Below are 26243 nucleotides of genomic sequence, written 5' to 3' on the forward strand. Positions count from 1 at the left end.
TCAGGAGTGGAACGGCAGTCCGGCGTCGGCCACCAGCTCCAGGTCGTCGCTCTCCTCGGCGGGCAGCAGCGTCGGCGAGCCGTCGGTGATCGGGACGACGCCCAGCTCCAGCAGCTCGGCCAGGGCCGCGCTCCCGGCCATGTCCCGCACCTGGAGCTGGTAGCGGGCGGTGGTGCGGTACGTGCCGCCGTTGTCGTCGCCGGTGCGCTGGAGGAACCCGGAGTCGGTGAGGAAGGCGACGGCCTTGCCGACGATCCCGGTCGTCGAACCGGCCAGCCGGCGGGCGTCCTTGGTGGCGCCGGTGGCGCTGCGCCGCACCCAGATCCGCCAGGCGGCCTCCAGGCCGGGCGCGTCGGTGGCCGGGTCGGTGTTCTCGCCTGCTTGCGCCGCCCGTTCCTCCAGCCGGCCGCAGGCCTGCCGGACGAAGGCGTCGACGCCGTTGACGCTGACGCGGCCGATGTAGCCGTCGTCGGCGAGATCCTCGGGCCGGGGGAAAGCCATCGCGGCGACCGCTAGATGGGCGAGCCCGTGCAGGAAGCGGTCCGAGCCGTCGGCGGACGTCCGCCGCGCGTAGTCGCCCATCCGCACCGCGAACACGGAGTCCTCGGCCGCGGTCACGGCCATGCCCGCGCGCGGGGACACCTCCAGCACGATGAGGCCGAGCCCGGTGGCCACCGCGTCGGCGAGCCGGGCGAACGCCGGGTCCTCCCGGTAGCGCCGCAGCAGTTCGGTGTACTCCTGGTCCCGCGCGGGCTGCGTCTTGGGCTGCAGTCCGAAGGCGACGAGCCGAGCGGCGTCGGCGGCGTCGGCGGGGGTGACGGCGGCGGGCGCCGACGGGGCGGGCGCTTCCGTCTCGCTCCACTCGACGGGCTCTGTCACGGTCTCGGCTCCTTGCTGCGCTGGTGTTCGTCCATACGGCTCCCGGCCCTGCGTGGGGGCTCGGCCCTGCTCATGCCGCTTCCGTCCGGTCGGCGGCCATGCCCGCCGCGTCCAGCAGCGCCGTGCCCACTATCAGGTCGGCCCCGCCGAACTCGGGATCGTCGAGTTCCGTGCCGTCGTCCACGGCGAACAGCAGTTTCTCCTCGCCCTGCCGGTAGGCGGTGCCGACCGCGGGGCTCGCCGCGTGCACCGCCAACAGTGCGACCAGGTACGGCAGATCGAGGTCGCCGGTGCGCCGCGCCTCGGCCAGGAGTCCCGACAGTCTGCGCGGCGCGTCGGCGGGCAGGTCGAGCAGCTCCCTGGCGGCGGCGAGCTGCTCCTCGCTGAACCGGCTGTCGTCCGGCGTGGCGATGAGGTCGGGTTCGGGCATCTCGGCGCCCAGGTGCTCCCGCTCCACCGGCGGCGTCAGCAGCAGGTCGACCAGGTCGCCCACGCGCACGGACGCGGGCGTGCGCAGTCCCGTGCCGCGAGCGAAGAACGCGTCGGTGACGCGTACGGCCTCTTCAAGGGGCAGCGGCAGCAGGGGGGCGAGGAGATGGCCGTAGAGGTCCGTGCCGGAGGAGGTCATCGGTGTGGCGAAGGCCTGCCGGTCCTGCTCTGCGCGGAAGAGCGGGCCCGCCTCCAGCAGACGGGACTGGAGCTGGGTGTGCCGCCGGATGCAGTCCTTGACGATGTCGACGAGCTCGGCGGCCCGCCGCTTGTTGTCGGCGTCCTCGATCTCGTCACGGGCCTTGCGGATGTTGGTGAGGATCGCGTTCTCGTGGCGGTAGCGGTCGGCCACGTGGTCGAGGGCTTCGGCGATCATGTCGGGGACGGTGTGGAGCCAGTCCACCGCGCGTACGTTGCGCCGGGTCGCCTCCAGGGCCCTCCGCAGCGTCTCGGAGTACTGCACGGTGCGGTAGCGGGCCTGTTCGGCGGCGAGCTGGGCGTCGGCGAGGCGCCCGCGCCGGACGAGGACCTCCAGCTTGACCTCGGCGGCGATCTGGGCGCTGGTGACGTCGGTGTCGAGGGCGCCGACCAGGACGTTGACCGCCTCGTCGGTCGTGCGGAGGTAGACCGCGCCGCCGTGGCCGGGGACCTCTTCGATCAGCTTGAAGTCATAGTCGCGGCGCACATAGGTGCCATCGGCCGTGAAGGTGCCGTACACGGCGCGGAAGCCGCGGTCGACGCTGCCGACGTTGATCAGGTTCTCCAGGACCCAGCGGGCCACGCGCTCGTGTTCCTCGGTGGGCCGGGGCGGGGCCTGCGCGGCCACGCGCGGGACGAGGCGGGCGACGATCTGGTCGTGGTCGGCGCCGGTGTCGAAGTCCATGTTGAGGGTGACGAGGTCGATGGCGGCGAGGGCGATCTCCGCCATGCCGTACACCGAGTACTCGCCGGCCAGGTTCGCCTTGCGCGCGTCGAGGTCGTGGATCGGGGCGGTGCAGGCGAGCGCGCGCAGCCGCCGCGCCAGCCCCTCGTCGGCGGCCGGGCCCGGCGCCGGGCGCGGTCCCGCGCTGAGCTGGGGCGGAACACGGTCCGTCGAGTCCGTCGGTGCAGGCGAAGTCACGGTGCACAGACTAGGTCCTCGGTCTGACAACGACCCAAACGACGGCCTGCCGTCAGGGGCGCTCAACCGGCGGCTCGTCCCTCGTCGCCCAGTCTGCGCCGGTACACCTCCACGATCCCCCGCAGCGAGTCGTGGAGGTAGACCACGAGCAGTTCCTCCGCCGCGCCCCTGTCCCCGGATTCGAGCGCCCGGAGGATCTGCCGGTTGCGCGCGAGATACGGCTCGTGCAGCCGGTGCGGGTCGTCGACGACGTGGAAGGCGAGCCGTAGTTCGGCGAAGACGCCGCGCATGAGTTCGTCCGTGCGGGCGCTGCCTGCCAGCGCCACCAGTTCCTCATGGAAGTGGATGTTGGCGGTGCCCAGCTCTTTCCAGTCGTTCCCGGCGGCCGCGACGTCCCCCTCGGTGACGGCCGCCCTCAGGCGGTCCAGCCTGTACGGCGGCTCCCCGAGACCGCGCACGACGGCGCACTCGACGAGGGCGCGCGTGCGGTAGATGTCCTCCACGTCCTCCACGGTCAGGACGCGGACGAACACGCCCCGGTTGAGCTCGTGGACGAGGAGGCGTTCATGGGTGAGCAGGCGGAACGCCTCGCGCAGCGTGTTGCGGGAGACGCCGAGCGCGCCGCCGATGCTGTCCTCGGACAGCCGGGTACCGGGCGGGAAGTAGCCCTCGGCGATGCGGCTCCTGAGGATGTCCGCGACCCGCTCGGCCGTGCTGGTGCGGCCCAGGAGGGCGCGGTCGTCGGCCAGTCCCGCCAGCTGCTCTGCCATGCCCGGAATTCAATCGCAGGGGAGAGAGCGGAACAACAGGGGTATTGAAGAATCGTTGAACGATCCTCTAGTTTCGGAGACATGACCGTCATCGACCTGAACGCCGACCTCGGAGAGGGCTTCGGCCGCTGGCAGCTCACCGACGACGAACGTCTGCTGTCCGTGGTCACCAGCGCCAACGTGGCCTGCGGCTTCCACGCGGGGGACGCGCCCACCATGCGGCGGGTGTGCGAGCTGGCGGCCGAGCGGGGTGTGACGATCGGCGCGCAGGTCTCCTACCGGGACCTCGCCGGGTTCGGGCGGCGCGCGATGGACGTGCCGCCGGCCGAACTCACCGCCGAGGTGGCCTACCAGATCGGCGCACTGGAGGTCTTCGCGCGGGCGGCGGGCGCCCGCGTGGCGTACGTCAAGCCGCACGGCGCGCTCTACAACCGGGTCGTACGCGACGAGGAGCAGGCCGCGGCCGTCGTCGCCGGCGTGCTCCTCGCCGGCTCCTCGCTGCCCGTGCTGGGGCTGCCCGGCTCCCGTCTGCTGGAGCTCGCCGCGCGGGCGGGCCTGCCGGCCGTCGCGGAGGCGTTCGGGGACCGCGCCTACACCGACGAGGGCACTCTCGTGCCGCGCGGGTTCGCGGGGGCCGTGGTCCCCGACCCGGACGCCGTCGTGGAGCGGTCGGTGGAGCTGGCCCGGTCCGGCACGGTGGTCTCCCTGGCGGGGCCGCGCATCGACGTACGCGCGCGTTCCCTGTGCGTGCACGGCGACACGCCCGGCGCGGTGGAGCTGGCCCGGCGGGTCAGGCGGCGGCTGGAGGAGTCGGGCGTACGGGTGGAGGCGTTCGCATGAGGGCGCTGGCCGTCGGCGTGAACGCCCTGCTCCTCGAGGCGGCCTCGGGCGAGGAGGCCCAGGCCCTGCACGCGGAGCTGCTGCGGCGCCGAGCGGAGGGCTCGCTCGTCGTCCGCGAGATCGTCCCCGCGGCGCGCACGGTCCTCCTCGACGGCCTGACCGACCCGGTCCGCTGGGCCCGCGAACTGACCTCGGCGGCCGTCCCGCCGGCTCCCCCGCGCTCGGGCGCGGTGGTCGAGCTGCCGGTGCGCTACGACGGCCCCGACCTCGCCGACGTGGCCGCCCACTGGGGCGTCCCGGAGCGTGAGGTGGCGCGGGTCCACGCAGCCACCGAGTTCCGGGTCGCGTTCTGCGGATTCGCCCCCGGGTTCGGCTATCTCACCGGCCTGCCGACGCGCTACGACGTACCGCGCCGGGCCACTCCGCGTACAGCCGTCCCGGCGGGCTCGGTGGCGCTGGCCGGGCCGTACACGGGCGTGTACCCGCGCTCGTCGCCGGGCGGCTGGCAGCTGATCGGCACCACGGACGCGGCGCTGTGGGACCACACGCGCGTGCCCGCGGCGCTGCTCACACCGGGCACACGGGTGCGTTTCGTCCCGGCGGGCCAAGGGGGCGCCGTATGACCGAACGCGCGCTCACCGTCGTCCGCGCGGGGGCGCTCACCACCGTCCAGGACCGCGGCCGTCCGGGGCACGCGCATCTGGGTGTGCCCCGCTCGGGCGCGCTGGACGCGCCGGCGGCGGCGCTCGTCAACCGGCTGGTCGGCAACCCGCCGGACGCGGCCGTGCTGGAGACGACGCTCGACGGCTGCGCCGTCCGCACCCGTTCCCCGGTCACCGTGGCCGTCGGCGGCGCGCCCTCGGCCGTCACGGTGGACGGCCGGCCCGTCGCCTGGGGCGCGCCGGTGCACGTGCCGTCCGGGGCGCTGCTGGACGTCGGGCCCGCCCTCGCCGGGCTGCGCGGCTACCTGGCCGTGGGCGGTGGCGTCACCGTGGAGCGCGTCCTCGGCAGCCGTTCGACGGACCTGCTCTCGGGCCTGGGCCCCGCACCCCTCACAGACGGCGCGGTACTGCCCCTGGGGCCACCGCCCGCCCCGTACACACGCGTGGACGTCGCCCCGCAGCCGGCGCCGCCCGCCGAGCTCGTCCTGCGGGTGACGCCGGGCCCGCGCGACGACTGGTTCACCCCGGAGGCGATGCGCACGTTCACCACGCGTGTGTACCGCGTGTCGGCGTCGAGCAACCGGATCGGTTTGCGCACGGAGGGGCCGGCGCTGGAGCGCGCGAGGGCCGGGGAGCTTCCCAGCGAGGGCATGGTGCTGGGGGCGGTCCAGGTGCCGGCGGACGGCAGGCCCGTGGTCTTCCTGGCCGACCATCCGACCACGGGGGGCTACCCGGTGATCGGTGTCGTCCACCGGCCCGATCTGGCCCGTGCCGCACAGGCGGTGCCGGGGACGCCGACGCGTTTCGTGGCGTTCCGCCCCCGCTTCGCCGCGCTCCGGACGACCGGGGCCCGGTAGAGCCCCGGGCTTCCGGCGGGCCGGGCGGCGTCCATCTCCGCCTGGCCTGCCGGTCACCGCGCGTTCACCCTGCGGACGGACGTCCGCCGATCGGCCCTGCCGTCGGGTCCGTCGTCACATGGCCGAGGCCGCGTCCGGGCCGATCCTGCTGCGTACGGCCGTCTGCACCTCGGCCTCCTCGGCCGGGTCGGCGGCGAGCCGGCGCAACCGTTCGACGACCCGGGCGTCGCCGGTCTCGGCGTGCCGGGCGGCGATCTCGCGGGTGGTCTCCTCGCAGTCCCACAGGCATTCGACGGCGAAGCCCGCGGCGAAGGAGGGGTCGGTGGCGGCGAGTGCGCGGGCGCAGCGGCCCCGCAGATGGGACGAGGCGGTCTCGCGGTAGATGTGCCGCAGCACGGGGGCCGCGCAGGCGATGCCGAGCCGCCCGGCGCCGTCGACGAGGGTCCACAGGGTCGGGGCGTCGCAGCCCTCGCCGCGGACGGCCTCGCGCAGGGCGCCGAGGACGAGGTCGCCGTCGTGGGCGCCGCCCCGGCAGGCGAGCACACGGCCGGCGGCGGCGCCGAGGGCGTCGGGCCGGTGGACCCAGCCGCGGGCGCGGTCCACGGCGACCGGAACGCGCATGCGTTCGAAGGCGTCGACGGCCGCCTCCACCACGGCCGTCGAGCCCGTCACGACGGCCCGTTCGATCAGGTCGAGGGCGCCGGGATCGTCGCTGTCGGCGAGATAGCGCAGGGCGGTGCACCGGGCGCCGTCGCCGCCGTCCCGTGCGGCCCGCACGATCTCCGGCCGGTCCTCTGGGCCAGCCACCGCGGCCAGACATCGGGCCGCGGGGACATGGAGCGCGGCGCCCCGGTCCAGGCCCTGCTGGGCCCAGTCGAAGACGGCCTGGACGCTCCAGCCGGGCCGCGGCCCGGTGGGCCTCATCTGCCGCTGCCACCGGTCGAAGGAACCGGCTTCCTGGGCGGCACGCACCCGCGTGGAGACGTACTCGCGCGGGTCCTCCGCCCACAGCCGCCACGGCCGCGGCTCGAAGGCGTCGCGGACGGCGACGACCAGTTCGGCCTCGCCCTCGGCGTCGGTGGCGAACCGCGCGAGCACCGGGGCGGCCAGGGCGCGCAGCCCGGCGTCGTCGTCGCGCAGGGCGAGCTCGTCCAGGGCCCAGGCCCAGTTGGAGCCCGAGGCGGCGTACCGGCGCAGCAGTTCCAGGGCGTCCCGCCTGCCGTAGGAGGCGAGATGGCCGAGGACGGCCAGGGCGAGGCCGGTGCGGGACTCCTCGGCGTCGAAGGCGTCCTCGACGTCGAAGAGGTGCGCCTCGATCTCGTCCAGCTCGCCGCCGAGGTCGAGGAAGAGCCGGGCGTAGTAGAGGGAGCGGTTCTCCACCTGCCAGTCGTGGCGGGGATCGCGCAGCACACAGTGGTTGAGGGCCGCGAGCGCCTCTCGGCGGGGCGCGGTGAGCGCGTGCAGCGTGCCGTCGCCACGGCCCCGCTGCAGCAGGCCGAGCAGCGTACCGCTGGGCGCTATGACCGGATCGAACATGGGAAACAGCCTCACATCAAGCGTCGACGCAACCGGGGAACACGCGTTACCTGGCCACGTGACAACACGTCGGGGCGCCCGCCGCCTCTTGCTTGTTGTAGACCATCTCTCTCTGCCTCTCGTCGGTGGCCCATGCGGACCGTGTCACGGCCCGCGCGGTGCGGCAACACCTGCCCATCCGTCGCGTCCGTGAATCACGACGTCATGATGACCCGGCTGTTCTGCCTGCCGCGACCGATATTTCCGGCGGCCTCGTACCGCCTCCCCCGTGTTCGTCGTCCTGTCCGGTCGGGAACTTCGTTCCGGCTGATCAGGGGCTGCCGGTGCGGTGCCCCCCGAACAGTTCGAGCAGCTCGGCCCGGTCGAACATCCTGGCCGTGTCGACGGCCGAGGGGGTGCCCGCGGTCGGGTCGGCGCCGGCCTCGACGAGGGCCTTGACGACCTCCGCCTCACCCTTGAAGACGGCTCCCGCGAGCGGGGTCTGGCCTCGGTCGTTGATCCGGTCGGCCTCGGCGCCGCGGGCCAGGAGAGCCCGTACCGCCTCGGCGTGGCCGTGGTAGGCGGCGAGCATCAGGAGCGAGTCGCCGCGGTCGTTGGTGAGGTTGGCCGGAACGCCCGCGTCGACGTAGGCCACGAGCGTCTCCGTCTGTCCCTGGCGGGCCAGCTCGAAGATCTTGCTCGCCAGCTCCACGACCTCGGGGTCGGGGGCTTCGGTCATCGTCGGACCGCCTCTCGTCACAGCCGTTCAGGTGAATCGCCAGGGTACTGGCTCGCCCGGCACATGACGGGCCGCGCGAGAGGCGAAGATCAGCGCGAGACCCGTTCGACGCAACTCCGCTGCTCAGGCACCCCGTCGGGACTTCCGCCGACCGGGCGAAAACTCCCAGAATTCATCCATTTGCACCTTTAATCGTATAGACACATCCTGTGATCCTGGAAGTACTCATGGTGACTGTCCCCACGAACCAGGAGAGCCCAAATGATCCTGTCCATCTCAGGTGTGGTCCTGCTCGGCATCATCGTCTTCCTGTTCTTCCGCAAGGACGGACTGAAGGCGTCGCACGCCCTGGTCTCGGCCCTGTTCGGCTTCTACCTGGCCAGCACGGCCATCGCCCCCAGCATCAAGGCCGGCGGCGAGAGCCTGGCCGGACTGTTGGGCGGCATCAAGTTCTGACGCCGCCCGGCTCCGCCGCCCCGTCCCCGCCGTCCGATCCGTCCTCCCCCACCTCCAGGAGACCGCAGTGGCCCGGCGCCCCCTCCCCCGCATCCTGAGCACAGGCAGCGCGCAGATCGCCCGGAGCCGGGAGCTGGCCCGGACGGCGGCGGACAGCGCCACCGACATCCTGCACCCGCTGATCACCGTCGCCCGCGGTCTGCGCCGGCTGGCCGCGGCCGGTCGGCTCAAGTGGGCCGAGACCCCCAAGGACCGGCGCGGTCCGCTGCTGTTCCTGGCGGCCTCGGTGGTCCTGGTGGTGGCCCTCGTCCCCTACGGCCCGCTGCTCGCCGTCATCACCCTGATGGCGGCGGCGGCCTGGCAGGGCCGGGACCGCACCCCACCGGTCCCCGAAGGCCCCGACGAGTCGCAGACCCAGCGGCTCCGGTCGCTGTACGAGGCCCTCGTCCCGTACTTCTCGACGGCCGAGGACCCCGCTCCCCTGTACGCCCACGGCGGCGACTGGGAGAAGGCCTTCCCGGAGTACGAGTTCGACGGGTCCGGCCGCGTCGCCCACCTCGCGGTCCACTACCCGGCGTACTTCCCCGACGGCGAGGCCGAGCCACGCGCGCGCGTGGAGCACCTCCTCGCCGCCAAGTCGGGCCGCGGCCGCGAGTACCTCTTCGACTGGGACGAGGAGGGCAACACACTCACCCTGCGCGTCCTCGCCCCGCTCCCCACCGACATCGCCGCCCAGCGTTTCGTCACCGCCCCCGGCGAGACGGTGCTGGGTTTCACCGACCCCAACCACGTCCTGCGCACCCTGCCCCTCGGCCACGGCGAAGAGCGGCGGGACGTACCGCCCGTCGTCTGGCGCACCGGGGTCCGCTCCACCGAGCCCCACCTCCTGGCCGTCGGCCGGCCCGGCAGCGGCACCTCGACCCTGCTGCGCTCCCTCGCCCTGCAGGCCCTCCAGTACGGCGACGTCCTGATCGTCGAGGGCGGCGGCACCGGCGAGTACGCCTGTCTCGCCGGCCGGGACGGCGTCCTGGGCGTCGAAGTGGCACTCGCCGGTGCGCTGGCCGGCCTGGAATGGGCCGCCCAGGAGACGGAGCGCCGGCTGATCGCCGCGAACCAGGCCCGCCAGGAGGGCAACCCCCCGCCGGACGACGTCAAGCGCCCGCTGTGGATCCTCCTCGACCGCCCCACCGCGTTCACCCACCTCGCCGAGGCGGAGGGCCGCGAGGACCCGCAGGCATTCCTCCAGGTCCCGCTGCGGCACGGCCGCGCGGCCTCGGTGACGGTGGTCGTGGCCGAGCAGTTCGACAACCTGGACGCCCTCAGCGAAGCGGTACGGCAGCACACGCGCGCGCGTGTCGTCCTCGGACCCGCCTCGGGCAGGCAGCTGGAGGCGATCCTCGGCGCGCCCGCGCACACCACTCCCGTCGACAACGTCCCGCCCGGGCGCGGCTACGCCCGGCTCGGCGCGGGACCGGTGCACCGCCTCCAGGTACCGGCGACCCCGGACCCCTACGACGACGCGACGAGCGACGCCCACCGGCAGGCGGTCCTCGACCTGCTGCCGCCCCGCTCGACCCCGGCGGACGCCGAGGCCCTGCCGGTCCCGGCGGAGGCCGTGGCCCTGGAGAGCTCGTAGGGATACGGACGGGGCCCGCCGCCCGCACCCTTACCCCACCGGCCGGGCCGGGCCCCGTCTACGCGACGAACGTGCGCGGGGCCTCCCCGCCCGCCGTCCCCCCGCTCTGCACGATCCGGGCCGCCGCGGCCAGCCGTGCCGCCGCCTCGTCGGCCACCGCGCCCCCCACGGTGAACGGCAGCCGCACATAGCCCTCGAAGGCGCCGTCCACCCCGAAGCGCGGTCCGGACGGCACCCGGACCCCGACCCGCTCCCCCGCCTCGGCGAGCCGCGATCCGGACAGCCCGCCGGCCCGCACCCACAGCGTCAGCCCGCCGTGGGGCACCTCGAACTCCCAGTCCGGCAGCTCCCGCCGCACCGCGGCGACCAGCGCATCCCGGTTCTCCCGGGCCTGACCGCGCCGCAGCTCCACGGCCTGCTCCCAGCCCCCGGTGCTGAACAGCCAGTTCACCGCCAACTGTTCCAGCACCGGAGTGCCCAGGTCGGCGTAGGCGCGCGCGGCGACCAGGCTGCGAATGACGTCGGGAGCCGCCCGCACCCAGCCGATGCGCATCCCGGCCCAGAAGGCCTTGCTGGCCGAGCCGACGGTGATCACCGTGGAGCCGGCCGGGTCGAAGCCGCACACCGGGCGCGGCATGGCGGCGGCCGCCTCCTCGTCGAGCCACAGCTCGGTCATCGTCTCGTCGGCGACCAGCACCGTCCCCGCCGACCGGGCCGCCTCCACGAGCCGCCGCCGCTGGTCCTCGTCGGCGAGGGCGCCGGTGGGGTTGTGGAAGTCGGCGACGACGTACGCGATGCGTGGCGCGGCCTCGCGCAGGACCTGCCGCCAGCGATCCATGTCCCACCCGGTGAGCCCCTCCGCCATGGCGACCGGGACCAGCCGGGCCCCGGCCTCCCGCATCAGCTGGAGGATGTTGGCGTACGACGGCGACTCGACGGCGATGCGTTCGCCCCGCCCGCCGAACAGATGGCAGATCGCGTCGATGGCGCCCATGGCGCCGGTCGTCACCATGATCTGCTCGGGCATGGTCGGGATCCCGCGCGCGGTGTAGCGCTCGGCGATCATCGCCCGCAGCGCGGGCAGCCCCGCCGGGTAGTCGCCGTGCGTGTGGGCGTAGGGGGGCAGCTCCTCCAGCGCGCCCTGCACGGCGCGGGTGAGCCACGGCTCGGGGGCCGGGAGGGCGGCGCAGCCCAGGTCGATCATCGAGCCCAGCGTCTCCGGCGGCAGGGGTTCGAGCCCGCGCGCGGGGACGGGGTTCCCCGCCGGGACGGCGGTCCAGCTGCCCGCTCCGCGCCGGGACTCCAGGAAGCCCTCCGCGCGCAGCGCCTCGTAGGCGGCGGCGACGGTCGTACGGCTGACGGACAGCGCCAGGGCGAGCTCCCGCTCGGCGGGCAGCCGGGCCGCCACCGGGACGCGGCCCTCGAGGACCAGCAGCCGGACGCCGTCGGCGAGGGCGCGGTAGGCGGGCGGGCGACGCGTGCCGGGGCCCGCCGGACGGTCCTGCTGGGAGTTGAGCAGCCGCGCCAGTTGCGCGGCCCCTACCGCGGAGGTCCACTGCGCCACGATTACCAGTCCACCTTCTCCGAATTGGCCATGGATGGAGTTTCCTTCCCCGCCACAGAGTGTCATGAGTCAGGCCACTACCACCACCAGGGGGACCACTTGTTGAGCAACGGCCACCATCTCGTCCGACGACTGGTCCAGCTGTACGCCGGCCTCGCGCTGTACGGCATCAGCTCGGCCATGCTCGTCCGGTCCGGCCTGGGGCTGGAGCCGTGGAACGTGCTCCACCAGGGGCTCGCCGCGCACACCGGCCTGTCCATCGGCACCGTCCTGATCATCGTGGGCGTGATCGTGCTGCTCACATGGATCCCGATGCGGCAGCGCCCGGGGCTCGGCACGGTGTCCAACGTGATCGTCATCGGGATCGTGATGGACGGGGCGCTCGCCGTCATCCCCGAGGCGCACGGTCTGTCCGTCCGCGTGCCCATGCTGGTGGCGGGGGTCGTCCTGAACGGCGCGGCGACCGGCAGCTACATCGCGGCGCGCTTCGGGCCGGGGCCGCGCGACGGACTGATGACGGGACTGCACCGGCGGACGGGCCACTCGATCCGGATGATCCGCACGGCCGTCGAGATCAGCGTCGTGGCGACCGGTTTCCTCCTCGGCGGCACCGTGGGCGTCGGCACCCTGCTGTACGCGTTGTCGATCGGGCCGCTCGCGCAGTTCTTCCTGCGGGTGTTCGACGTGCCCACGGCACCGGCCGGCAGCACGATCGTTGCCGCGGGGGCACCCCGTGGAGCGATACTGCGTCCGTGACCGTCCTCCTGCGCCACCCGTACCTCGACCATCCTGGGCCCATCCCCTTCGCCCACCGCGGTGGGGCCGCGGACGGTCTGGAGAACACCGCGGCGCAGTTCCGGCGCGCGGCCGAGGCGGGCTACCGCTACATGGAGACCGACGTGCACACCACGCAGGACGGCAGGCTGGTCGCCTTCCACGACGCGACGCTGGACCGGGTGACCGACGGGGCGGGCCGCATCGCCGAGCTGCCGTGGGCCGAGGTGCGGCACGCGCGCGTGGGCGGCGCGGAACCGGTCCCCCTTTTCGAGGAACTCCTGGAGACATTCCCCGAGGTGCGCTGGAACGTCGATCTCAAGGCGGAGCCCGCGCTGCGCCCTCTGCTCGATCTGATCGCGCGGGCCGACGCCTGGGACCGGGTCTGCGTGGGCTCCTTCTCCGAGGCGCGTGTGCTGCGCGCGCAGCGGCTGGGCGGACCGCGCCTGGCGACCTCGTACGGCACCCGGGGCGTGATCGGCCTGCGGCTGCGGTCATGGGGCGTGCCCACGGCGCCGCGCCGCTCGGCGGTGGCCGCGCAGGTGCCCGAGACCCGCTCGGGCATCCCGGTCGTGGACCGCCGTCTCGTGCGCGCGGCTCACGCGCGCGGGCTGCACGTGCACGTGTGGACGGTCAACGAACCGGCCCGGATGCACCGGCTCCTGGATCTCGGCGTCGACGGCATCATGACCGATCACATCGACACGCTGCGGGAGGTCATGCAGGAGCGGGGCGTGTGGGCCTGACCCGGGCTGCGTCATGGCCGCTGTCGCGGCATGCGATCACCGGCGCGGGGAAACCGGTACCCGAGAAGATTTAGCGCTCAACGCCAAAGGGCGGTAGTGTACGCGTTTGGCCTGCACGGCGTACCGTTACCGCGCGTCAAAGATGCCGAAACGCTGGGTGACATCTGCTTTCAGATGTGACAAACCGGGCGCCTGTGGGTACTGCAATGGTTGACAAGGCTGCGGCTACGACGGCGACGCATGACCCGGAACGGGACACGGAACGGGAATCTTTACCGCCGACCGGACGTTGACCGGATGACGACGACAGCGACACCTGTCCTGTGGGCGACAAGCCCGGGAGGCACGATTCATGAGTGAGCGAGCTCTTCGCGGCACGCGCCTCGTGGTGACCAGCTACGAGACGGACCGCGGCATCGACCTGGCCCCGCGCCAGGCCGTGGAGTACGCATGCGAGAAGGGGCACCGCTTCGAGATGCCCTTCTCGGTCGAGGCGGAGATCCCGCCGGAGTGGGAGTGCAAGGTCTGCGGTGCCCCTGCACTCCTCGTGGACGGCGACGGCCCTGAGGAGAAGAAGGCCAAGCCCGCGCGTACGCACTGGGACATGCTGATGGAGCGGCGGACCCGCGAGGAACTCGAAGAGGTCCTCGAGGAGCGGCTCGCCGTTCTGCGGTCCGGGGCGATGAACCTGGCGGTGCATCCCCGCGACAGCCGCAAGTCCGCCTGACCCTGGGCGGGCGGAAAGACATAACGCCCGCGGGCGCCGCACATCCGAAGGATGTGCGGCGCCCGCGGTCGTCGTGTGTCCGCTGCGGCCGGAGGGCGAGCCCCCGGATTCAGCGGTTGTCGTCCCGGATGACCTCGCCCTGGACCACCTTGCCGTCCGGGCGGTGGATGCGGGCCTGCTGGAAGGCGTCGCCCAGGACGCCCGAGCCGGCGTCGCGCAGTTTGCGGTCCACGGTGCGCTGCGTGTAGCGGCCGACGGCCTTCTGGACCGGCGGGAGCAGCAGGAGCAGGCCCGCCGCGTCGGACACCAGGCCCGGGATCATCAGGAGCAGGCCGCCGAGCATCATCAGACCGTTGCCGCCGCCCCGCGTCGGGGCCGTGCCGCGCTGGATCGCCTCGTTCAGGTTCTGGAAGGCGCGCCGGCCGGCCCGCTTGATGACCACCGCGCCGAGGACGAGCCCGGCGAGGAGCAGCACGAAGAGCGCGAACCCGCCGGCCGCGCCCGCGACCACGGACAGCAGCCAGATCTCCAGCACCAGCCACGCGGCGAACCCCAGGGGCAGGAACGTCCGCAGCCGGGAGCGCCGGGGCCGGGACTGCTGAACGGGCTGCTGTACGGAGTACGCGGGGGTCGGAGCGCCAGTCGTCATGGTCCCAGTGTGCCTGGACCCGGCTCAGAGCGGCATAAGGGGACGATCAGCCGTCGCTGTGCGGCTTCTCGGACGCCGCCGGGTCCTTCGCCTCGTCGCTCGCCGACGGCTGCGGACGCTGCGGGACGGCCGGCCTGCCGGTTCTGGCGGGCTTGCCCGCGATCTTGCCGACGCGTTCACCCACGCCCCACGCCGTGACGCGCCACAGCGCCTCGACGAGGATGTCGCGGCTCATCTTGGAGTCGCCGAGTTCGCGCTCGACGAAGGTGATGGGCACCTCGACGACATGGAAGCCGGCCTTGACCGCGCGCCGGGCGAGGTCGACCTGGAAGCAGTAGCCCTGGGAGGCGACCCCGTCGAGGCCGAGTCCCTCCAGGGTCTCGCGGCGGAACGCGCGGTAGCCGCCGGTGATGTCGCGCAGCGGGAGGTCCAGTGCGAGGCGCGAGTACAGGCTGCCGCCGCGCGAGATCATCTCGCGGGACTTGGGCCAGTTCACGACCCGGCCGCCCGGTACCCAGCGGGAGCCCAGGACCAGGTCGGCGCCCTTGAGCGCGGTGAGCAGCCGGGGCAGCTCCTCGGGCTGGTGGGAGCCGTCGGCGTCCATCTCGATCAGTACGCCGTAGCCGTTGTCCAGGCCCCAGCGGAAGCCCGCGAGGTAGGCGGCGCCGAGGCCTTCCTTGCCCTTGCGGTGCAGCACGCGCACGTGGTCGTCCGCGGCGGCCAGTTCGTCGGCCAGCTTGCCGGTGCCGTCGGGGCTGTTGTCGTCGGCCACGAGGACGTGGGCCTCGGGGACGGCCTTGCGCACCCGGCCGACGATGCCCTTGATGTTCTCCGCCTCGTTGTAGGTCGGAATGATCACCAAGGCCAGGCCGAGCGGGCCGAACTTCCTCCCCCGGTCCCGTGCCGCGAGAGTCCCGTCGCCGTCGTTCACTGCTGCCCCTTCGAGTCCGTACGCAGGGGACCACCATAGTGGCCGCCGCCTGCGATGACATGGCGGGACCTTTCATAGGGTGGTGTGGTTTTCCGAAGATCGGGGAAAGCAGGTCTTTTTCGGCGTCTTCGGAAGCCCTGGCTCCGTCAGGGAGCGCGTAGGGTCGAGGGTACGCGTACGGGTGAGCCCGCGGTGTGCCGCGTCGCTGCGGATGGGGGCCCGGCGCCCTTCGGGCCGACCTGGGGCCCGCTGGCTGCGGGTCGACCTAAAGCCGTTGTCTACTGAGCGCCCGGGCCCCACCCGGGTCACACCTCCCCGACCGGCCGGAAAGTTCCCTCGCGCGCGGCGCGGGCGCTGAGCCTGGCTCCCAGTGACGGCGGCCCGGCGGGGCGCACCGTCCCTGACCCAGCGGCGCCGCGGCGAGTGCGTGAACGTTCGCCGGCGGGGTGTCCGGTGGTGGACCCGGCCGAACCTACCGGCCCCCCGCCGTCGGCTGTCAACAGCCGCCCCACCTGCGGGTCTTCTGTCAATGCGCTGGTCAGCGCGGAGGCGGCGGGGTCCGCGGGGCGGCGCGCGGACGGGTGATCTTCGCCGCTCCGCGCGGCCCGATCACTCGCCCGGCCGTACGAACACCGTCCGTCCCGCGACCACCGTGCGCAGGCATACGGGCAGGTCGGCGCCCGGGGTGAGGTCGGGCAGGCCGGGCGTTCCGGAACGGGGGTCGGTGGACCAGCGGGCGACCCGGTCGTCGGGCGCCTGTACGACCAGGTGGTCCGTGCGCCACACCGCGTAGTCCGCGGGGGCCCCGGGCACCAGGACGCCGGCGTCGTCACGCCCGATCGCCCGCCAGCCGCCGCGGGTGTGGGCGGTGAACGCGGCGCGCACGGAGACGCGGTGCTCGGGGGTGCGGTGGAAGGCGGCGGCCCGGACCGTGCCCCAGGGGTCGAGCGGGGTGACGGGGCTGTCGGAGCCGAAGGCGAGCGGCACCCCGGCGCGCAGCAGGGCCGCGAAGGGGTTCAGCGAGCGGGCCCGCTCGACGCCGAGACGCTGGGCGTACATGCCGTCCTCGCCGCCCCACAGGGCGTCGAAGGCGGGCTGGACGGAGGCGGTGAGGCCGAGTTCGGCGAACGCGGCGACGGTTTCGGGGGTGAGCATCTCGGCGTGTTCGACGCGGTGCCGGGCGGCGCGGATCCGGGTGAGGCCCACCTTCTCCGCGGCGGCCCGCACGCCCTCGACGACGGCGGTGACGGCCGCGTCGCCGATGGCGTGGAAGCCCGCCTGGAGCCCGGCCTCGGTGCAGGCCGCGACGTGCTCCGCGACCTGGCGGGCGTCGAGGTAGGCCTTGCCGGTGTGGGCGGCGTCGGTGTACGGGGCGTGCAGGCAGGCGGTGTGGGAGCCGAGGGCGCCGTCGACGAAGAGGTCGCCGGCCGCGCCGAGGGCGCCGAGGGCGCGCGCCTTCGCCACGCCGTCCGCGCCCTGTTCGGCCCAGTAGCCGACGATCCGGGGGCCCGCCTCCTCGGCGGCGAGCCGCAGCAGGCCGGTGAGGTCGTCCTCGGAGGAGATCTCCGGTCCGGCGCACTCGTGCAGCGAGCCGATGCCGAGGGAGGCGGCGTGGGCTAGAGCGGCGCGCTGGGCCTCGATGCGCTGCCCGGCCGTCACGGCCGCGAACGCGGCGGCGCGTACGGCGTGGTGGGCGTCGGCGGTGAGCGGACCGTCGCCGGGAGGGGCGGCGAGGCTCGGGACCAGGTCCAGCAGGGCCGTGGTGACGACCGCCGAGTGGACGTCGATGCGGGACAGGTAGAGGGGCCGGCCGCCGGCCGCCTCGTCGAGTTCCGCGCGCGTCGGGGGGCGGCCGCCGGGCCAGCGGGAGGCGTCCCAGCCGTGGCCGAGCAGCACCTTGTCACCCGGCCTGGCCGCGGCGAAGTCCCGTACCCGGGCGAGGGCCGCGGTCAGGTCGGGCGCGGTCGACAGGTCCAGGCCGGTCAGGGAGAGGCCCGTGGCGGTGGTGTGCACATGGGCGTCGGTGAAGGCCGGGGTGACGAGGGCGCCGTCCAGGTCGACCACCTCGTCGACGCCGTCGGCGAAGGCGTCGGCAGCGCCCTCGGAGCCGACCCAGGCGACCTGGCCGCGCTCGACGACCATCGCGGTCGCGAACGGGTCGGCGGAGCTGTGGACCTCTCCGCGGCGGAGCAGGACGGTCTTCGGGTCGGGGGTGCGCTCACTCATGGGCACCAGTCTCGCGCCTCGCCGGGCCTGCCCCGCACCGGGCCCCGTCAGGCACGCCCGGCCGGCCCGTCCGCCGGGCCTGCCGGACCCGGGCGGCCGGGCGTCGTCATATCCGCGGCGGCCGGGCCTCGTACGGCGTGGACAGGACGACCGTCGTACGGGTGGAGACGCCCGCGAGGGCGCGCAGCCGGCTCAGCAGCTCCTCCAGCTCGTGCGGGGTGGCCACCCGCACCTTGAGGATGTAGTTCTCGTCGCCGGCCACGCTGTGGCAGGCCTCGATCTCGGGCACGCCGGAGAGCCGGTCGGCGATGTCGTCGGGCGCGCTGGGGTCGAACGGTTTCACCGAGATGAAGGCCGTCAGGGGCAGCCCGACGGCCTCCGGGTCCACCACGGCCGCGTAGCCGCGGATGACGCCGCGCTGCTCCAGCCGGCGCACCCGCTGGTGCACGGCCGACGTGGACAGGCCCGTGGCCTTGCCCAGGTCGGTGTAACTCATCCGCCCGTCCTTGACGAGCAGCTGCACGATCTGTCGGTCCAGCTCCTCCATGGCGCAAGAACCTACAGTGCGCCCGATCTCCGCGTATACCTATGCAGCCCAGGTCATACGCGGTTCGGGACGGAACGCGGGGGCGTGCGGGAGACGCGAGCGGGGCATGTGGAGAGACGCGGGGACGCGCATCTGCGCTTGGCATGTGACGAACGCCACAGCGTACGCCGACGGTACGTGAGTTCCTCGTGGTTACCGCCGAGACGTGCAGGGAAGTGCTTGCTGTGGTCGAGGCCGCAGTGCCGTCACGGCCCAGCCCTAGGGGGAGAATCCCATGCAGAGTCTTAAGCGCCCTGGTCGCACCGCGCCCAAGCGGCTCCAGCCGGTCGCCGTCGAACCCGAGCCGGAGGGCGTCGAACCCGACGACCTGGCCGACGAGTTCGACGCCTACGACACCTTCGAGATGTACCGGGTGATCTGCCCGGACTGCGCGCAGCCCATCGCGCTGCTGGCGGACGAGGAGGTCCTGCCGGAGCACGCGCTGTGCGCCTCGCCGTGGAACCCCTTCGGGCTCACGGTCTGCGTCGGCACCGGACGCGCGGCAGCCGAGGCCCGCCCGGCGGATGCGTCGGCGGAGCCCCAGGAGCGGGACACCGCGCTGCTGTTGACGCTCCCTCAGGGGCTCGACTGGCGTACGCAGCCCTTCTCGCACGTCGGTGGCCCGGGCTCGCGCCCCGTGCGCGTGCAGGTGCTGCGCCGCCAGGCCGCCTGAGTCCTGGCCCGTCCGGCCGACTGGACTCCCGCCCCCGCCCCGGGCCACGGCATCCGCAGACCGCCGTGGTGCGGGACCGGCATGCCCGCGGCCGCCTTTGACGGCGGCCCCGGTGAGGCGACCGGCCCCCGGGGGAAGCGGGCCTCCCCCGCCTGACGAGCCGTGACCTGGAGCCGAGGGTGCGCGTTGCCCTGGTATGACCCCCACCCACACGGCGGCACCCGGGCGGCACCGCCAGCTGTTCGTCCCCGCGCCGACAGGAGCGGTCCCACCGGCTCCGCCGGCCGCGCAGGACCCGCCGATCTACCGTGACCTGATCCGGGTGTGGGCCGAGCGGGGCCGCACGCTCCCCGGGCGGCACGACCCGGAGTGGGTGCGGCTGGTGGCCCCGCCGGCCGGGGCAGTTCAGCGGGTCTCCGGACCCACTAGGTGACGTGCGATGACCATGCGCTGGACCTGGTTCGTGCCCTCCACGATCTGCAGCGCCTTGGCCTCGCGCAGGTAGCGCTCGACGGGGAAGTCGGCGGTGTAGCCGTAGCCGCCGAGGACCTGGACGGCGTCGGTGGTGACCCGCATCGCGGCGTCGGTGCAGTGCAGCTTGGCCATGGCCGCCTGTGCCGCGAACGGCCGGCCGGCGTCCCGCAGACGCGCCGCCGCCAGGTACAGGGCACGGCCGGCCTCGATCCGGGTCGCCATGTCGGCGAGCAGGAAGCGCAGGCCCTGGAAGTCGGCGACGGGCCGGCCGAACTGCCGCCGGTCCCGGGCGTAGGCGACCGCCTCGTCGAGTGCCGCCTGAGCCACCCCGACCGCGCAGGCGGCGATGCCGAGCCGGCCGGAGTCGAGCGCGGCCAGGGCGATCGCGAAGCCCTGACCGACCTCGCCGAGGCGCCGCGCGTCCGGGACGCGCACGCCGTCGAAGTGGAGCTGTGCGGTGGGCGAGCCCTTCAGTCCCATCTTCCGCTCGGGCGGCGCGGCGCTCAGCCCGCCGGCGTCGCCCGGCACCAGGAACACGGTGATCCCTCGCCGGCCCTCGCCGCCGGTGCGCGCCATGACCGTGTAGAAGTCGGCGATGCCGCCGTGCGTGGTCCAGGCCTTGGTGCCGGTGATCACCCAGGTGTCGCCGTCGCGCACCGCACGGGTGCGCAGGGAGGCGGCGTCCGAGCCGGAGGCGGGCTCGGAGAGGCAGTACGCGCCGAGGAGCCCGCCGCCGAGCATCGCGGGCAGGTGCGCGGCCCGCTGCTCCTCGGTGCCGTGGGCGGCGAGCGGGTAGGCCGCCAGGGTGTGGACGCTGATGCCGAGACCGACGGTGAGGCGGGCGGCGGCGAGCTCCTCCAGGACCTGGAGGTAGACCTCGTAGGGCTGGTCGCCGCCGCCGTGGGCGGAGTCGTACGGCAGACCCAGCAGGCCCGCTTCGGACAGCAGGGTGAACAGCTCCCGCGGAAAGCGGCCGGCCTCCTCGTCCTCGGCGGCCGTCGGGACGATCTCGCGGCGTGCGATGTCACGGACGAGTGCGAGCAGGTCACGGGCCTCGTCGGTCGGAAGCGGCCGGTCCACCGGCGGCGGGAAGTGATCGGGCACGGTGACTCCTCTCCTCGCCGGCCGGCGGCCTCGCGCTGTGAGTATGCCCGCGGGCGGTCGCCGCCGCACGGGCGGACGGGCCGCGTCGGCGGTCAGCGCACGCGGGCCGCGCGGCCCGGTCTCACGCGTCCTCCCGCTGGGCCTCCTTCGGGGCGGGGAAGGAGGGGTCGAGTTCCTCGATCGCGCGCAGGGCGCCGCCCAGGGTCCGCGCGAGGAGTTCGCGCATGGTGTCGCGGGTCAGCCCCCGGGGGCGGTCGATCCAGTCGAGGGTGGCCCCCTCCACGCTGCACACCCAGGAGAGCAGGCCCATCCGGGGCAGCGAGGGGATGTCGGCGCGGCCGTAGGCGCCCTCGGCGATGGTGACCACGAAGGCCTCGCGCACGCCGTCCCGGATGCCGTGCACCTCGGCGTCGAAGCCGACGCCGCCGCTCACGATCGTGCGGTAGGAGGCCTGGTGGTCCTCGGCGAAGCGCAGATAACTGTCGATGGTGCGGTGCACCCGGTCGAGCTGGGGCAGCTCCCGGCCGCTCGCCGCGAAGGAGACCAGTTCGGCGACGGAGTCCTGGATGATCGCCAGGTAGTAGCCGCGCTTGGACTGGAAGTAGTAGTAGATCAGCCCCTTGGCGACGTGCGCCTGCCGGGCGATGTCGTCCATCGAGAGTGCGTCGTAGGACGTGTCGGCGAACAACTTCCGCCCGATGGCGATGAGTTCGGCGCGACGCGCGAGTGAGCGCTCGGTACCGCGCGCCCGGGGACGGGCGGCGTCGCGCTGGTGACTGATATTCAACTCGACCCTGGTCTCCAACGGTCGGCGGGACGACGTCAGTATGTCAGGTCGAAGCGTGGGTCAGGTCACACCGGTCACCGAGCGGAGGGCGGCACTCCGCGCCGGGGTCAGACCAGTTGGAGCTGGGCCACGAGCATCGCGAGGACCACGACGAGGGTCCACCCCAGGACGTGTTCGAAGATCTTGGGGCCGTCGTCCTGAGGTCCGCCGTTGCGGGCTCGGGCGGGGGCGGTCGCGATGTGTGCGGTCATGGCGTCTCTTCGCTGGCTCTCTGCTGGCGGTGCGGGCGGGTGCGGACTCGATCTGTCCACCTTGCCACCGAAAAGGGCTTTTGCGGCAGAGAGCTTGCTCACACGAATCACACGGCTCGGCGGCTCGGCGGCTCGCACGGGAACGGCCCCCGGCCATGTGCGCCGGAAGCCGCCGCGCGCGAGGTCACCGTACGCCGACCGCCGCCAGCGCCGTGCGCTGCGCCGCCGTCGGACGGGCCGGGAAGTAGAGGTAGCAGACGCCTCCGCTGCCGGAGACGACCTTGCCGCCGGCGTTGAGGCGCTTGGTCCGCAGCCACACGTTCTCGAACTCCCGCCGCCGGTAGACGCGCCGCACCGCCGCGTTGGTCGGAGAGGCCGGGTCGTTGGCGATCACGTCGCCGTCCGCGGTGAAGCCGATCACGGTCATCAGGTGGCCGGCGGTGCCGTAACCCGCGCCGGTCAGCTCCTTCTCGATGAAGGACTGCGACGTGATGGCCGGGATGCCGGCCGCGATCAGCGTCTCCAGCTCCGTCAGCGAGCCGAGCCGGGTCACCACGCCCTGGAGGCCCTCGAAGGTGGCCGCGTAGGCGGCGTTGAACGGCCAGTTGCCGCAGCCTGCGTACTGGTGGTCGTAGGTGTACCGGGCCGCGTGGCAGACCTGGGGGTCGGCGTAGGAAGGGTTCACCCAGGCCAGCTGGCCGGAGGTGAGGCGGCCGCCCCAGTACTCGATGATCATCTGCGAGGAGGTGGGGCTGCACCAGGCCTCGCCGCCGCCGTCGTACTCCGGGTACTGGCCCTCGTGCGTCTCCTGTGAGTAGCGGGGCACGTCCAGCTCCCGGGTGACGCCGGGCACGGAGGCGGGGACGGTGAAGCGGTCGGGGACGTCGGAGCCCATCGCACCGAGCCGCCACACCGTCGGGGTGGTCTGCGCGCCGGGCCGACGGTAGAGGGTCAGGCGCAGCCGGTACGTGACGAGGCGCAGGCCGCCGGAGGCGTCGTCGATCGCGACGGTGTCCGTCCAGACGGTGCTCTTGCCGTCGCTCTGCCCGCCCACCGAGGCCCGCTTGACGTCCTGGTCACCGGACGCCCATCGGCCCAGCACGTACCAGGGGGTCTCCGTACCGTCGGAGTACGTGCCCTCGAACTCGACGGCGATCCAGGTGCCGGCGGGGGTGCTCGCGTTCCAGGAGGCGATCGCCTCGGTCGCGGGGACGGGGAGCCGGTGGACGGGGGACGTCCAGGTCGCGTACTCCCAGCGGGCGGTGGTCCCGGTGTGCGGGTCGGTGTGGTCCACGACGCCGAGCGGCGTGTCGACCACGATTCCGGGCCGGTCTCCCGCGACGGCCCGGACGCCCTGGGCGACGCCGGAGCGCCAGTCGTCGTACGTGATCCAGGCCCGGTAGTCGACGGGGCGGGCGGGGGCCGTCGCCGCGTCCGGCGTCACGGTGTCCGGTCCGGCCGGGTCGACGGCCGCCGCGGACCCGGAGCCGCCCGCCACGGCGGCGACGACCGCGGCGGCGAGGACGGACCTGCGGGAGGGCCGGTCGGCGGCGCGGGTGAGCTGGTCGGTCCCGCCGGGGCCCTGGACGGTCCCGCTGAACGGCTGTTCGGCTCTGCTCATGGACGGAAGACTCCCCAGGGGTGCGGGACGGGTCCGGTACGACGGTAGTGCGCCCACTATGAACGCGGACGCCCGGGCCCGCCAGCACCCGCACCCGTGCCACGCCGCCCGGCCCGGCAAGGAGCGACCGAATAGACTCGTACGCCACCGGACAAGCCCCGCACACGCCGCACGCACCTCAGGCGCGCCACCTCACCCGCCCCCTCGGGCCCGCCACCGGACAAGCCCTTCTGGAGCCGTCATCCACCAGCTCGCCGCCCGGCTCCGCCGGCTGCCGCCGTCCTGCGGTCCGGTCCGTCTCGTGGGCGTCGACGGACACGCCGGATCGGGGAAGTCCACCTTCGCCGCCCGGCTGGCCGAGGCCCTCGGCGGTGCGCCGGTCCTGCACCTCGACGACATCGCCAGCCATGAGGAGCTGTTCGCGTGGACGCCGCGTCTGATGGCCGAGGTGATCGAGCCGCTCGGCCGGGGCGAGACGGCGCACTACTCCCCCTACGACTGGCGCGCCCGCCGCTTCGCCCCGCCCCGGCCGCTGCCGCCGGCCCCCGTGGTCCTGATGGAGGGCGTCGGCGCGGGCCGCCGCGCCCTGCGGCCGTACCTCGCGCGGCTGCTGTGGATGGAGATGCCGCCCGAGGAGGCCTGGGCGCGCGGGCGGGCACGTGACGGAGAGGAGCAGCGGGAGTTCTGGGACGGCTGGGTCCGGGCCGAATCGCGTCATGTCGCCGAGGACCCTTCGCGTCCCCATGCCGATTGGCTGGTACGGCAGTTGGGCGAGGGATACGAGGTGCTGCCGGGGCCCGCAGCGCGGTCCGGTCCGGACCGCGGTGTCACGCACCGTGAGGACCCGCGTTCGATGTGGTGAACCTGTGAAGGGTCTTGCGCTCGAACTTCGCCAACTGCTCCGACGGCGCTTGACCGGCGGCCGGGGCAGGACTTACGTTCTCAATGCGCGGCAATCGAAGCCGCCCGAAGGACGCGGAGCCCCCGGTTGTTCCCCCGTGATCGGGGGCTTCGTTCTGTCCGCGCCCCTTTCCCGCGCCCCCTTCCGAGGGCGATGTGCCGCCGGACTCTCACTCAGCGTCACCGTGCTGTCATGCGCCCCCTCTGCTCCCACCTGGCCGGACGGCCCGTGCGGCACCCTACGGCGGGCCACGTCCGCGCGGGTACGATGCCCTCGGTGCGACCTGGGAAAGCCGCTAGCACCTTCCAACTCCGGTCCGCGGCACAGCGGTTCGACCACCGGCGGGCGACGGTCCGGCGGCACACCGACGGGGGCAGGGTCTGTGGGGGACGTGATGGACTTCGGCACGCAAGGCCCCGACGCCCCGGCCGACCTGGCCTGGCTGCGCGGCGTGGACGCCTACACGATGGGCGCGTATCCGCAGGCGGAGGAGGAGTTCCGGGCCGCCGTGCGGATGGACCCCGGCATGGCCGACGGCTGGCTGGGTCTGCACGCGCTGCGCGTCGACACCACGACCGCGCTGCTGCGGATGTTCCGTCACCGCGACCGCTTCGGCGAACAGCGCACCCGGCACCGCCGGGCGCTCAACTCCTGGTACTGGCTGGGATGGTGGGTGCAACCGGTACTGGAGAGCCCCCGCGACCTGCTTCTGGCGCACGCCTCGCACTGGCTGGACGGCCGCCATGTGCCCGAGCTGGACCGGGCGCTCGCGGGACTCCCGCCCGTCGACACCGACCACCAGGTCCGCTTCCTGCACGCCTGCCGCGCCTATCTGGTCAAGGACTGGGAGCAGCTCGCCCGGCACACCGATCCGCTGATCGACGACCCGCTGCTGGGCATCGAGGCAGGCCTGTTCGGCGGCATGGCCCGGGTCCGCCTGGAGATGTACGGGCAGGCGGAGCCCCTCCTCTCGGCGGCGCTGATGCGTTGCCGCAGCGAGCAGCCGCAGCGCAAGGAGCTGCGGTACTGGCTGGCCCGCGCCCATGAGGGCACCGGCCGTTCCGCGGCCGCCCTCCCCCTCTACCGGGCCGTGCACCGCGTGGACCCCGCGTTCATGGACACCTCGGCCCGGCTGGCCGCGATCGCCGAGGGCGACGGCTACGACGATCCCGCCGACTTCGCCGCGATCACGCTGACCGGCGTCGGCCAGGACGCCGGGGACGGGCCGGACGGCCTGGACCCGCTGTTCGGCACGGAGGGGCGGGACCTCAGGCTCCCCGAGCCCGCCGATCTGCCGCCGGTCGGGCCGCTGCCCTCGGCGGTCGACCCGGCGGTGCGCGCGAGGACGCTCGGGGCCACGACCCTGCCCGCCGGCCCCACCGACCCGGCCCTGCTGGAGGAGGCGCTCGCCGAGCTGGAGCGCATGGTGGGTCTGGAACCGGTGAAACGTCAGGTCAAGGCCCTGTCGGCGCAGCTCAACATGGCGCGGCTGCGGGCCGGGCAGGGGCTCCCGGTGCAGCCTCCGAAGCGGCACTTCGTCTTCTCCGGCCCGTCCGGCACCGGCAAGACGACGGTGGCCCGCATCCTCGGCCGGGTCTTCTACGCCCTCGGACTGCTGGGCGGCGACCACCTGGTGGAGGCACAGCGGGCCGATCTGGTCGGCGAGTACCTCGGGCAGACGGCGGTGAAGGCCAACGAGCTGATCGACTCCGCGCTCGGCGGGGTGCTCTTCGTCGACGAGGCGTACTCGCTGTCGAACTCCGGTTACGGCAAGGGCGACGCGTACGGTGACGAGGCGCTGCAGGTGCTGCTGAAGCGGGCCGAGGACAACCGGGACCACCTGGTGGTGATCCTCGCCGGCTACCCGGAGGGGATGGACCGGCTGCTGGCCGCGAACCCGGGCCTGTCGTCCCGCTTCACGACGCGGGTCGACTTCCCGTCGTACCGGCCGCTGGAGCTGACCTCGATCGGCGAGGTGCTCGCGGCGGAGAACGGCGACGTGTGGGACGAGGAGGCGCTGGAGGAGCTGCGGTCCATCGCGGGGCACGTCGTCGACCAGGGGTGGATCGACGAGCTGGGGAACGGGCGGTTCCTGCGCACGCTGTACGAGAAGAGCTGCGCCTACCGGGATCTGCGGCTGTCGGTCTACCCGGGGACGCTGTCGCGGGACGACTTGTCGACTCTGCGGCTGCCGGACCTGATGCAGGCGTACGGAGAGGTGCTGTCGGGCCGGGGCCCGCAGGACCCTCCGGGGATGTGACCCGGA

General features: G+C 73.7%; 25 protein-coding genes. 11 read left to right on the forward strand and 14 right to left on the reverse strand.

Annotated elements, in window-relative coordinates; translation table 11 throughout:
* From ACIOC0_RS23055 to ACIOC0_RS23065, 3 genes are all read right to left on the reverse strand, one after another.
* On the reverse strand, positions 1–879 hold the full coding sequence (locus ACIOC0_RS23055; RefSeq protein WP_402157189.1) for a hypothetical protein: 879 nt from the start codon (positions 877–879) through the stop codon (positions 1–3).
* 70 nt (positions 880–949) lie between these two features.
* The gene (locus ACIOC0_RS23060) at positions 950–2488 is read right to left on the reverse strand and encodes a hypothetical protein (RefSeq protein ID WP_402157190.1); all 1539 of its coding nucleotides are present in this window, start codon (positions 2486–2488) and stop codon (positions 950–952) included.
* A 62-nt stretch (positions 2489–2550) separates the two neighbouring features.
* Positions 2551–3258, reverse strand: a complete 708-nt coding sequence (locus ACIOC0_RS23065; protein ID WP_402157191.1) for a GntR family transcriptional regulator — start codon at positions 3256–3258, stop codon at positions 2551–2553.
* Positions 3259–3339: 81 nt separating this feature from the next.
* Between ACIOC0_RS23065 and ACIOC0_RS23070 the strand changes: the two genes are divergently transcribed.
* The 3 genes from ACIOC0_RS23070 to ACIOC0_RS23080 are packed head-to-tail and all read left to right on the forward strand — an operon-like array spanning position 3340 to position 5617.
* Complete coding sequence (locus ACIOC0_RS23070; protein WP_402157193.1) at positions 3340–4098, forward strand: LamB/YcsF family protein; 759 nt, start codon at positions 3340–3342, stop codon at positions 4096–4098.
* Positions 4095–4721, forward strand: a complete 627-nt coding sequence (locus ACIOC0_RS23075; protein ID WP_402157194.1) for an allophanate hydrolase subunit 1 — start codon at positions 4095–4097, stop codon at positions 4719–4721. Before ACIOC0_RS23070 ends, ACIOC0_RS23075 begins: the two co-directional genes overlap by 4 nt.
* Positions 4718–5617 carry a biotin-dependent carboxyltransferase family protein gene (locus ACIOC0_RS23080; RefSeq protein ID WP_402157196.1) on the forward strand — a complete coding sequence of 300 codons (900 nt, stop codon included), beginning with the start codon at positions 4718–4720 and terminating at the stop codon, positions 5615–5617. Before ACIOC0_RS23075 ends, ACIOC0_RS23080 begins: the two co-directional genes overlap by 4 nt.
* Positions 5618–5731: 114 nt before the next feature.
* Here the strand turns inward: ACIOC0_RS23080 and ACIOC0_RS23085 are convergent, their stop codons facing one another.
* Both ACIOC0_RS23085 and ACIOC0_RS23090 read right to left on the reverse strand, forming a co-directional pair.
* Positions 5732–7153: a HEAT repeat domain-containing protein gene (locus ACIOC0_RS23085; protein ID WP_402157198.1), complete on the reverse strand. Its 1422-nt coding sequence runs from the start codon at positions 7151–7153 to the stop codon at positions 5732–5734.
* Between the two features lie 310 nt (positions 7154–7463).
* A complete protein-coding gene (locus ACIOC0_RS23090; RefSeq protein WP_402157201.1) occupies positions 7464–7871 on the reverse strand; it encodes an ankyrin repeat domain-containing protein in 408 nt (135 codons plus the stop codon).
* A 261-nt stretch (positions 7872–8132) separates the two neighbouring features.
* Between ACIOC0_RS23090 and ACIOC0_RS23095 the strand changes: the two genes are divergently transcribed.
* Complete coding sequence (locus ACIOC0_RS23095) at positions 8133–8327, forward strand: hypothetical protein (RefSeq protein ID WP_351097402.1); 195 nt, start codon at positions 8133–8135, stop codon at positions 8325–8327.
* Between the two features lie 67 nt (positions 8328–8394).
* Positions 8395–9963, forward strand: coding sequence for a hypothetical protein (locus ACIOC0_RS23100; RefSeq protein ID WP_402157203.1), 1569 nt, complete (start codon positions 8395–8397; stop codon positions 9961–9963).
* Positions 9964–10021: 58 nt separating this feature from the next.
* Here the strand turns inward: ACIOC0_RS23100 and ACIOC0_RS23105 are convergent, their stop codons facing one another.
* Positions 10022–11527: a PLP-dependent aminotransferase family protein gene (locus ACIOC0_RS23105; RefSeq protein WP_402157205.1), complete on the reverse strand. Its 1506-nt coding sequence runs from the start codon at positions 11525–11527 to the stop codon at positions 10022–10024.
* A 102-nt stretch (positions 11528–11629) separates the two neighbouring features.
* On the opposite strand from ACIOC0_RS23105, the gene ACIOC0_RS23110 reads away from it, so the two are divergent.
* The 3 genes from ACIOC0_RS23110 (at position 11630) to ACIOC0_RS23120 (ending at position 13774) form a co-directional block, all read left to right on the forward strand.
* Positions 11630–12283, forward strand: coding sequence for a YitT family protein (locus ACIOC0_RS23110; RefSeq protein ID WP_402157207.1), 654 nt, complete (start codon positions 11630–11632; stop codon positions 12281–12283).
* A complete protein-coding gene (locus tag ACIOC0_RS23115; RefSeq protein ID WP_402157208.1) occupies positions 12280–13047 on the forward strand; it encodes a glycerophosphodiester phosphodiesterase in 768 nt (255 codons plus the stop codon). Before ACIOC0_RS23110 ends, ACIOC0_RS23115 begins: the two co-directional genes overlap by 4 nt.
* Positions 13048–13399: 352 nt before the next feature.
* A complete protein-coding gene (locus tag ACIOC0_RS23120; RefSeq protein WP_020128921.1) occupies positions 13400–13774 on the forward strand; it encodes an RNA polymerase-binding protein RbpA in 375 nt (124 codons plus the stop codon).
* Positions 13775–13883: 109 nt separating this feature from the next.
* Here ACIOC0_RS23120 and fxsA read toward each other — a convergent pair whose 3' ends face one another.
* The 4 genes from fxsA to ACIOC0_RS23140 form a co-directional block, all read right to left on the reverse strand.
* Positions 13884–14423, reverse strand: coding sequence for an FxsA family membrane protein (gene fxsA / locus ACIOC0_RS23125; protein ID WP_402157209.1), 540 nt, complete (start codon positions 14421–14423; stop codon positions 13884–13886).
* A gap of 46 nt (positions 14424–14469) precedes the next feature.
* On the reverse strand, positions 14470–15354 hold the full coding sequence (locus tag ACIOC0_RS23130) for a polyprenol monophosphomannose synthase (protein WP_402157212.1): 885 nt from the start codon (positions 15352–15354) through the stop codon (positions 14470–14472).
* A 609-nt stretch (positions 15355–15963) separates the two neighbouring features.
* Positions 15964–17580 carry an amidohydrolase gene (locus ACIOC0_RS23135; protein WP_402157214.1) on the reverse strand — a complete coding sequence of 539 codons (1617 nt, stop codon included), beginning with the start codon at positions 17578–17580 and terminating at the stop codon, positions 15964–15966.
* Positions 17581–17686: 106 nt separating this feature from the next.
* Positions 17687–18127: an Lrp/AsnC family transcriptional regulator gene (locus ACIOC0_RS23140; RefSeq protein WP_130444603.1), complete on the reverse strand. Its 441-nt coding sequence runs from the start codon at positions 18125–18127 to the stop codon at positions 17687–17689.
* Between the two features lie 274 nt (positions 18128–18401).
* Between ACIOC0_RS23140 and ACIOC0_RS23145 the strand changes: the two genes are divergently transcribed.
* Entirely contained in the window at positions 18402–18839 is a 438-nt protein-coding gene (locus ACIOC0_RS23145; RefSeq protein WP_402157215.1) for a hypothetical protein, read from the forward strand.
* Positions 18840–19244: 405 nt separating this feature from the next.
* On the opposite strand, the gene ACIOC0_RS23150 is transcribed toward ACIOC0_RS23145, so the two are convergent.
* The 4 genes from ACIOC0_RS23150 to ACIOC0_RS23165 all read right to left on the reverse strand — a co-directional run bounded on the left by ACIOC0_RS23150 (position 19245) and on the right by ACIOC0_RS23165 (position 23076).
* On the reverse strand, positions 19245–20417 hold the full coding sequence (locus tag ACIOC0_RS23150; RefSeq protein ID WP_402157217.1) for an acyl-CoA dehydrogenase family protein: 1173 nt from the start codon (positions 20415–20417) through the stop codon (positions 19245–19247).
* A gap of 121 nt (positions 20418–20538) precedes the next feature.
* The gene (locus ACIOC0_RS23155) at positions 20539–21204 is read right to left on the reverse strand and encodes a TetR/AcrR family transcriptional regulator (protein WP_402157219.1); all 666 of its coding nucleotides are present in this window, start codon (positions 21202–21204) and stop codon (positions 20539–20541) included.
* A gap of 107 nt (positions 21205–21311) precedes the next feature.
* Entirely contained in the window at positions 21312–21455 is a 144-nt protein-coding gene (locus ACIOC0_RS23160; protein ID WP_402157221.1) for an SCO1431 family membrane protein, read from the reverse strand.
* Between the two features lie 184 nt (positions 21456–21639).
* Positions 21640–23076 carry a peptidase C39 family protein gene (locus tag ACIOC0_RS23165; protein ID WP_402157224.1) on the reverse strand — a complete coding sequence of 479 codons (1437 nt, stop codon included), beginning with the start codon at positions 23074–23076 and terminating at the stop codon, positions 21640–21642.
* 241 nt (positions 23077–23317) lie between these two features.
* On the opposite strand from ACIOC0_RS23165, the gene ACIOC0_RS23170 reads away from it, so the two are divergent.
* Complete coding sequence (locus ACIOC0_RS23170) at positions 23318–23938, forward strand: uridine kinase (RefSeq protein WP_402157658.1); 621 nt, start codon at positions 23318–23320, stop codon at positions 23936–23938.
* A 433-nt stretch (positions 23939–24371) separates the two neighbouring features.
* Complete coding sequence (locus ACIOC0_RS23175; protein WP_402157226.1) at positions 24372–26237, forward strand: AAA family ATPase; 1866 nt, start codon at positions 24372–24374, stop codon at positions 26235–26237.
* Positions 26238–26243: the final 6 nt, after the last annotated feature.

The organism is Streptomyces sp. NPDC088254 (assembly GCF_044740925.1).
Lineage (GTDB): Bacteria > Actinomycetota > Actinomycetes > Streptomycetales > Streptomycetaceae > Streptomyces.

Coding starts and splice junctions, on each gene's coding strand:
- ACIOC0_RS23065 (WP_402157191.1), bottom strand. CDS start 3,258: ATGGCAGAGCAGCTGGCGGGACTGGCCGACGACCGCGCCCTCCTGGGC.
- ACIOC0_RS23070 (WP_402157193.1), top strand. CDS start 3,340: ATGACCGTCATCGACCTGAACGCCGACCTCGGAGAGGGCTTCGGCCGC.
- ACIOC0_RS23075 (WP_402157194.1), top strand. CDS start 4,095: ATGAGGGCGCTGGCCGTCGGCGTGAACGCCCTGCTCCTCGAGGCGGCC.
- ACIOC0_RS23080 (WP_402157196.1), top strand. CDS start 4,718: ATGACCGAACGCGCGCTCACCGTCGTCCGCGCGGGGGCGCTCACCACC.
- ACIOC0_RS23085 (WP_402157198.1), bottom strand. CDS start 7,153: ATGTTCGATCCGGTCATAGCGCCCAGCGGTACGCTGCTCGGCCTGCTG.
- ACIOC0_RS23090 (WP_402157201.1), bottom strand. CDS start 7,871: ATGACCGAAGCCCCCGACCCCGAGGTCGTGGAGCTGGCGAGCAAGATC.
- ACIOC0_RS23095 (WP_351097402.1), top strand. CDS start 8,133: ATGATCCTGTCCATCTCAGGTGTGGTCCTGCTCGGCATCATCGTCTTC.
- ACIOC0_RS23120 (WP_020128921.1), top strand. CDS start 13,400: ATGAGTGAGCGAGCTCTTCGCGGCACGCGCCTCGTGGTGACCAGCTAC.
- fxsA (WP_402157209.1), bottom strand. CDS start 14,423: ATGACGACTGGCGCTCCGACCCCCGCGTACTCCGTACAGCAGCCCGTT.
- ACIOC0_RS23135 (WP_402157214.1), bottom strand. CDS start 17,580: ATGAGTGAGCGCACCCCCGACCCGAAGACCGTCCTGCTCCGCCGCGGA.
- ACIOC0_RS23140 (WP_130444603.1), bottom strand. CDS start 18,127: ATGGAGGAGCTGGACCGACAGATCGTGCAGCTGCTCGTCAAGGACGGG.
- ACIOC0_RS23145 (WP_402157215.1), top strand. CDS start 18,402: ATGCAGAGTCTTAAGCGCCCTGGTCGCACCGCGCCCAAGCGGCTCCAG.
- ACIOC0_RS23160 (WP_402157221.1), bottom strand. CDS start 21,455: ATGACCGCACACATCGCGACCGCCCCCGCCCGAGCCCGCAACGGCGGA.
- ACIOC0_RS23165 (WP_402157224.1), bottom strand. CDS start 23,076: ATGAGCAGAGCCGAACAGCCGTTCAGCGGGACCGTCCAGGGCCCCGGC.
- ACIOC0_RS23175 (WP_402157226.1), top strand. CDS start 24,372: ATGGACTTCGGCACGCAAGGCCCCGACGCCCCGGCCGACCTGGCCTGG.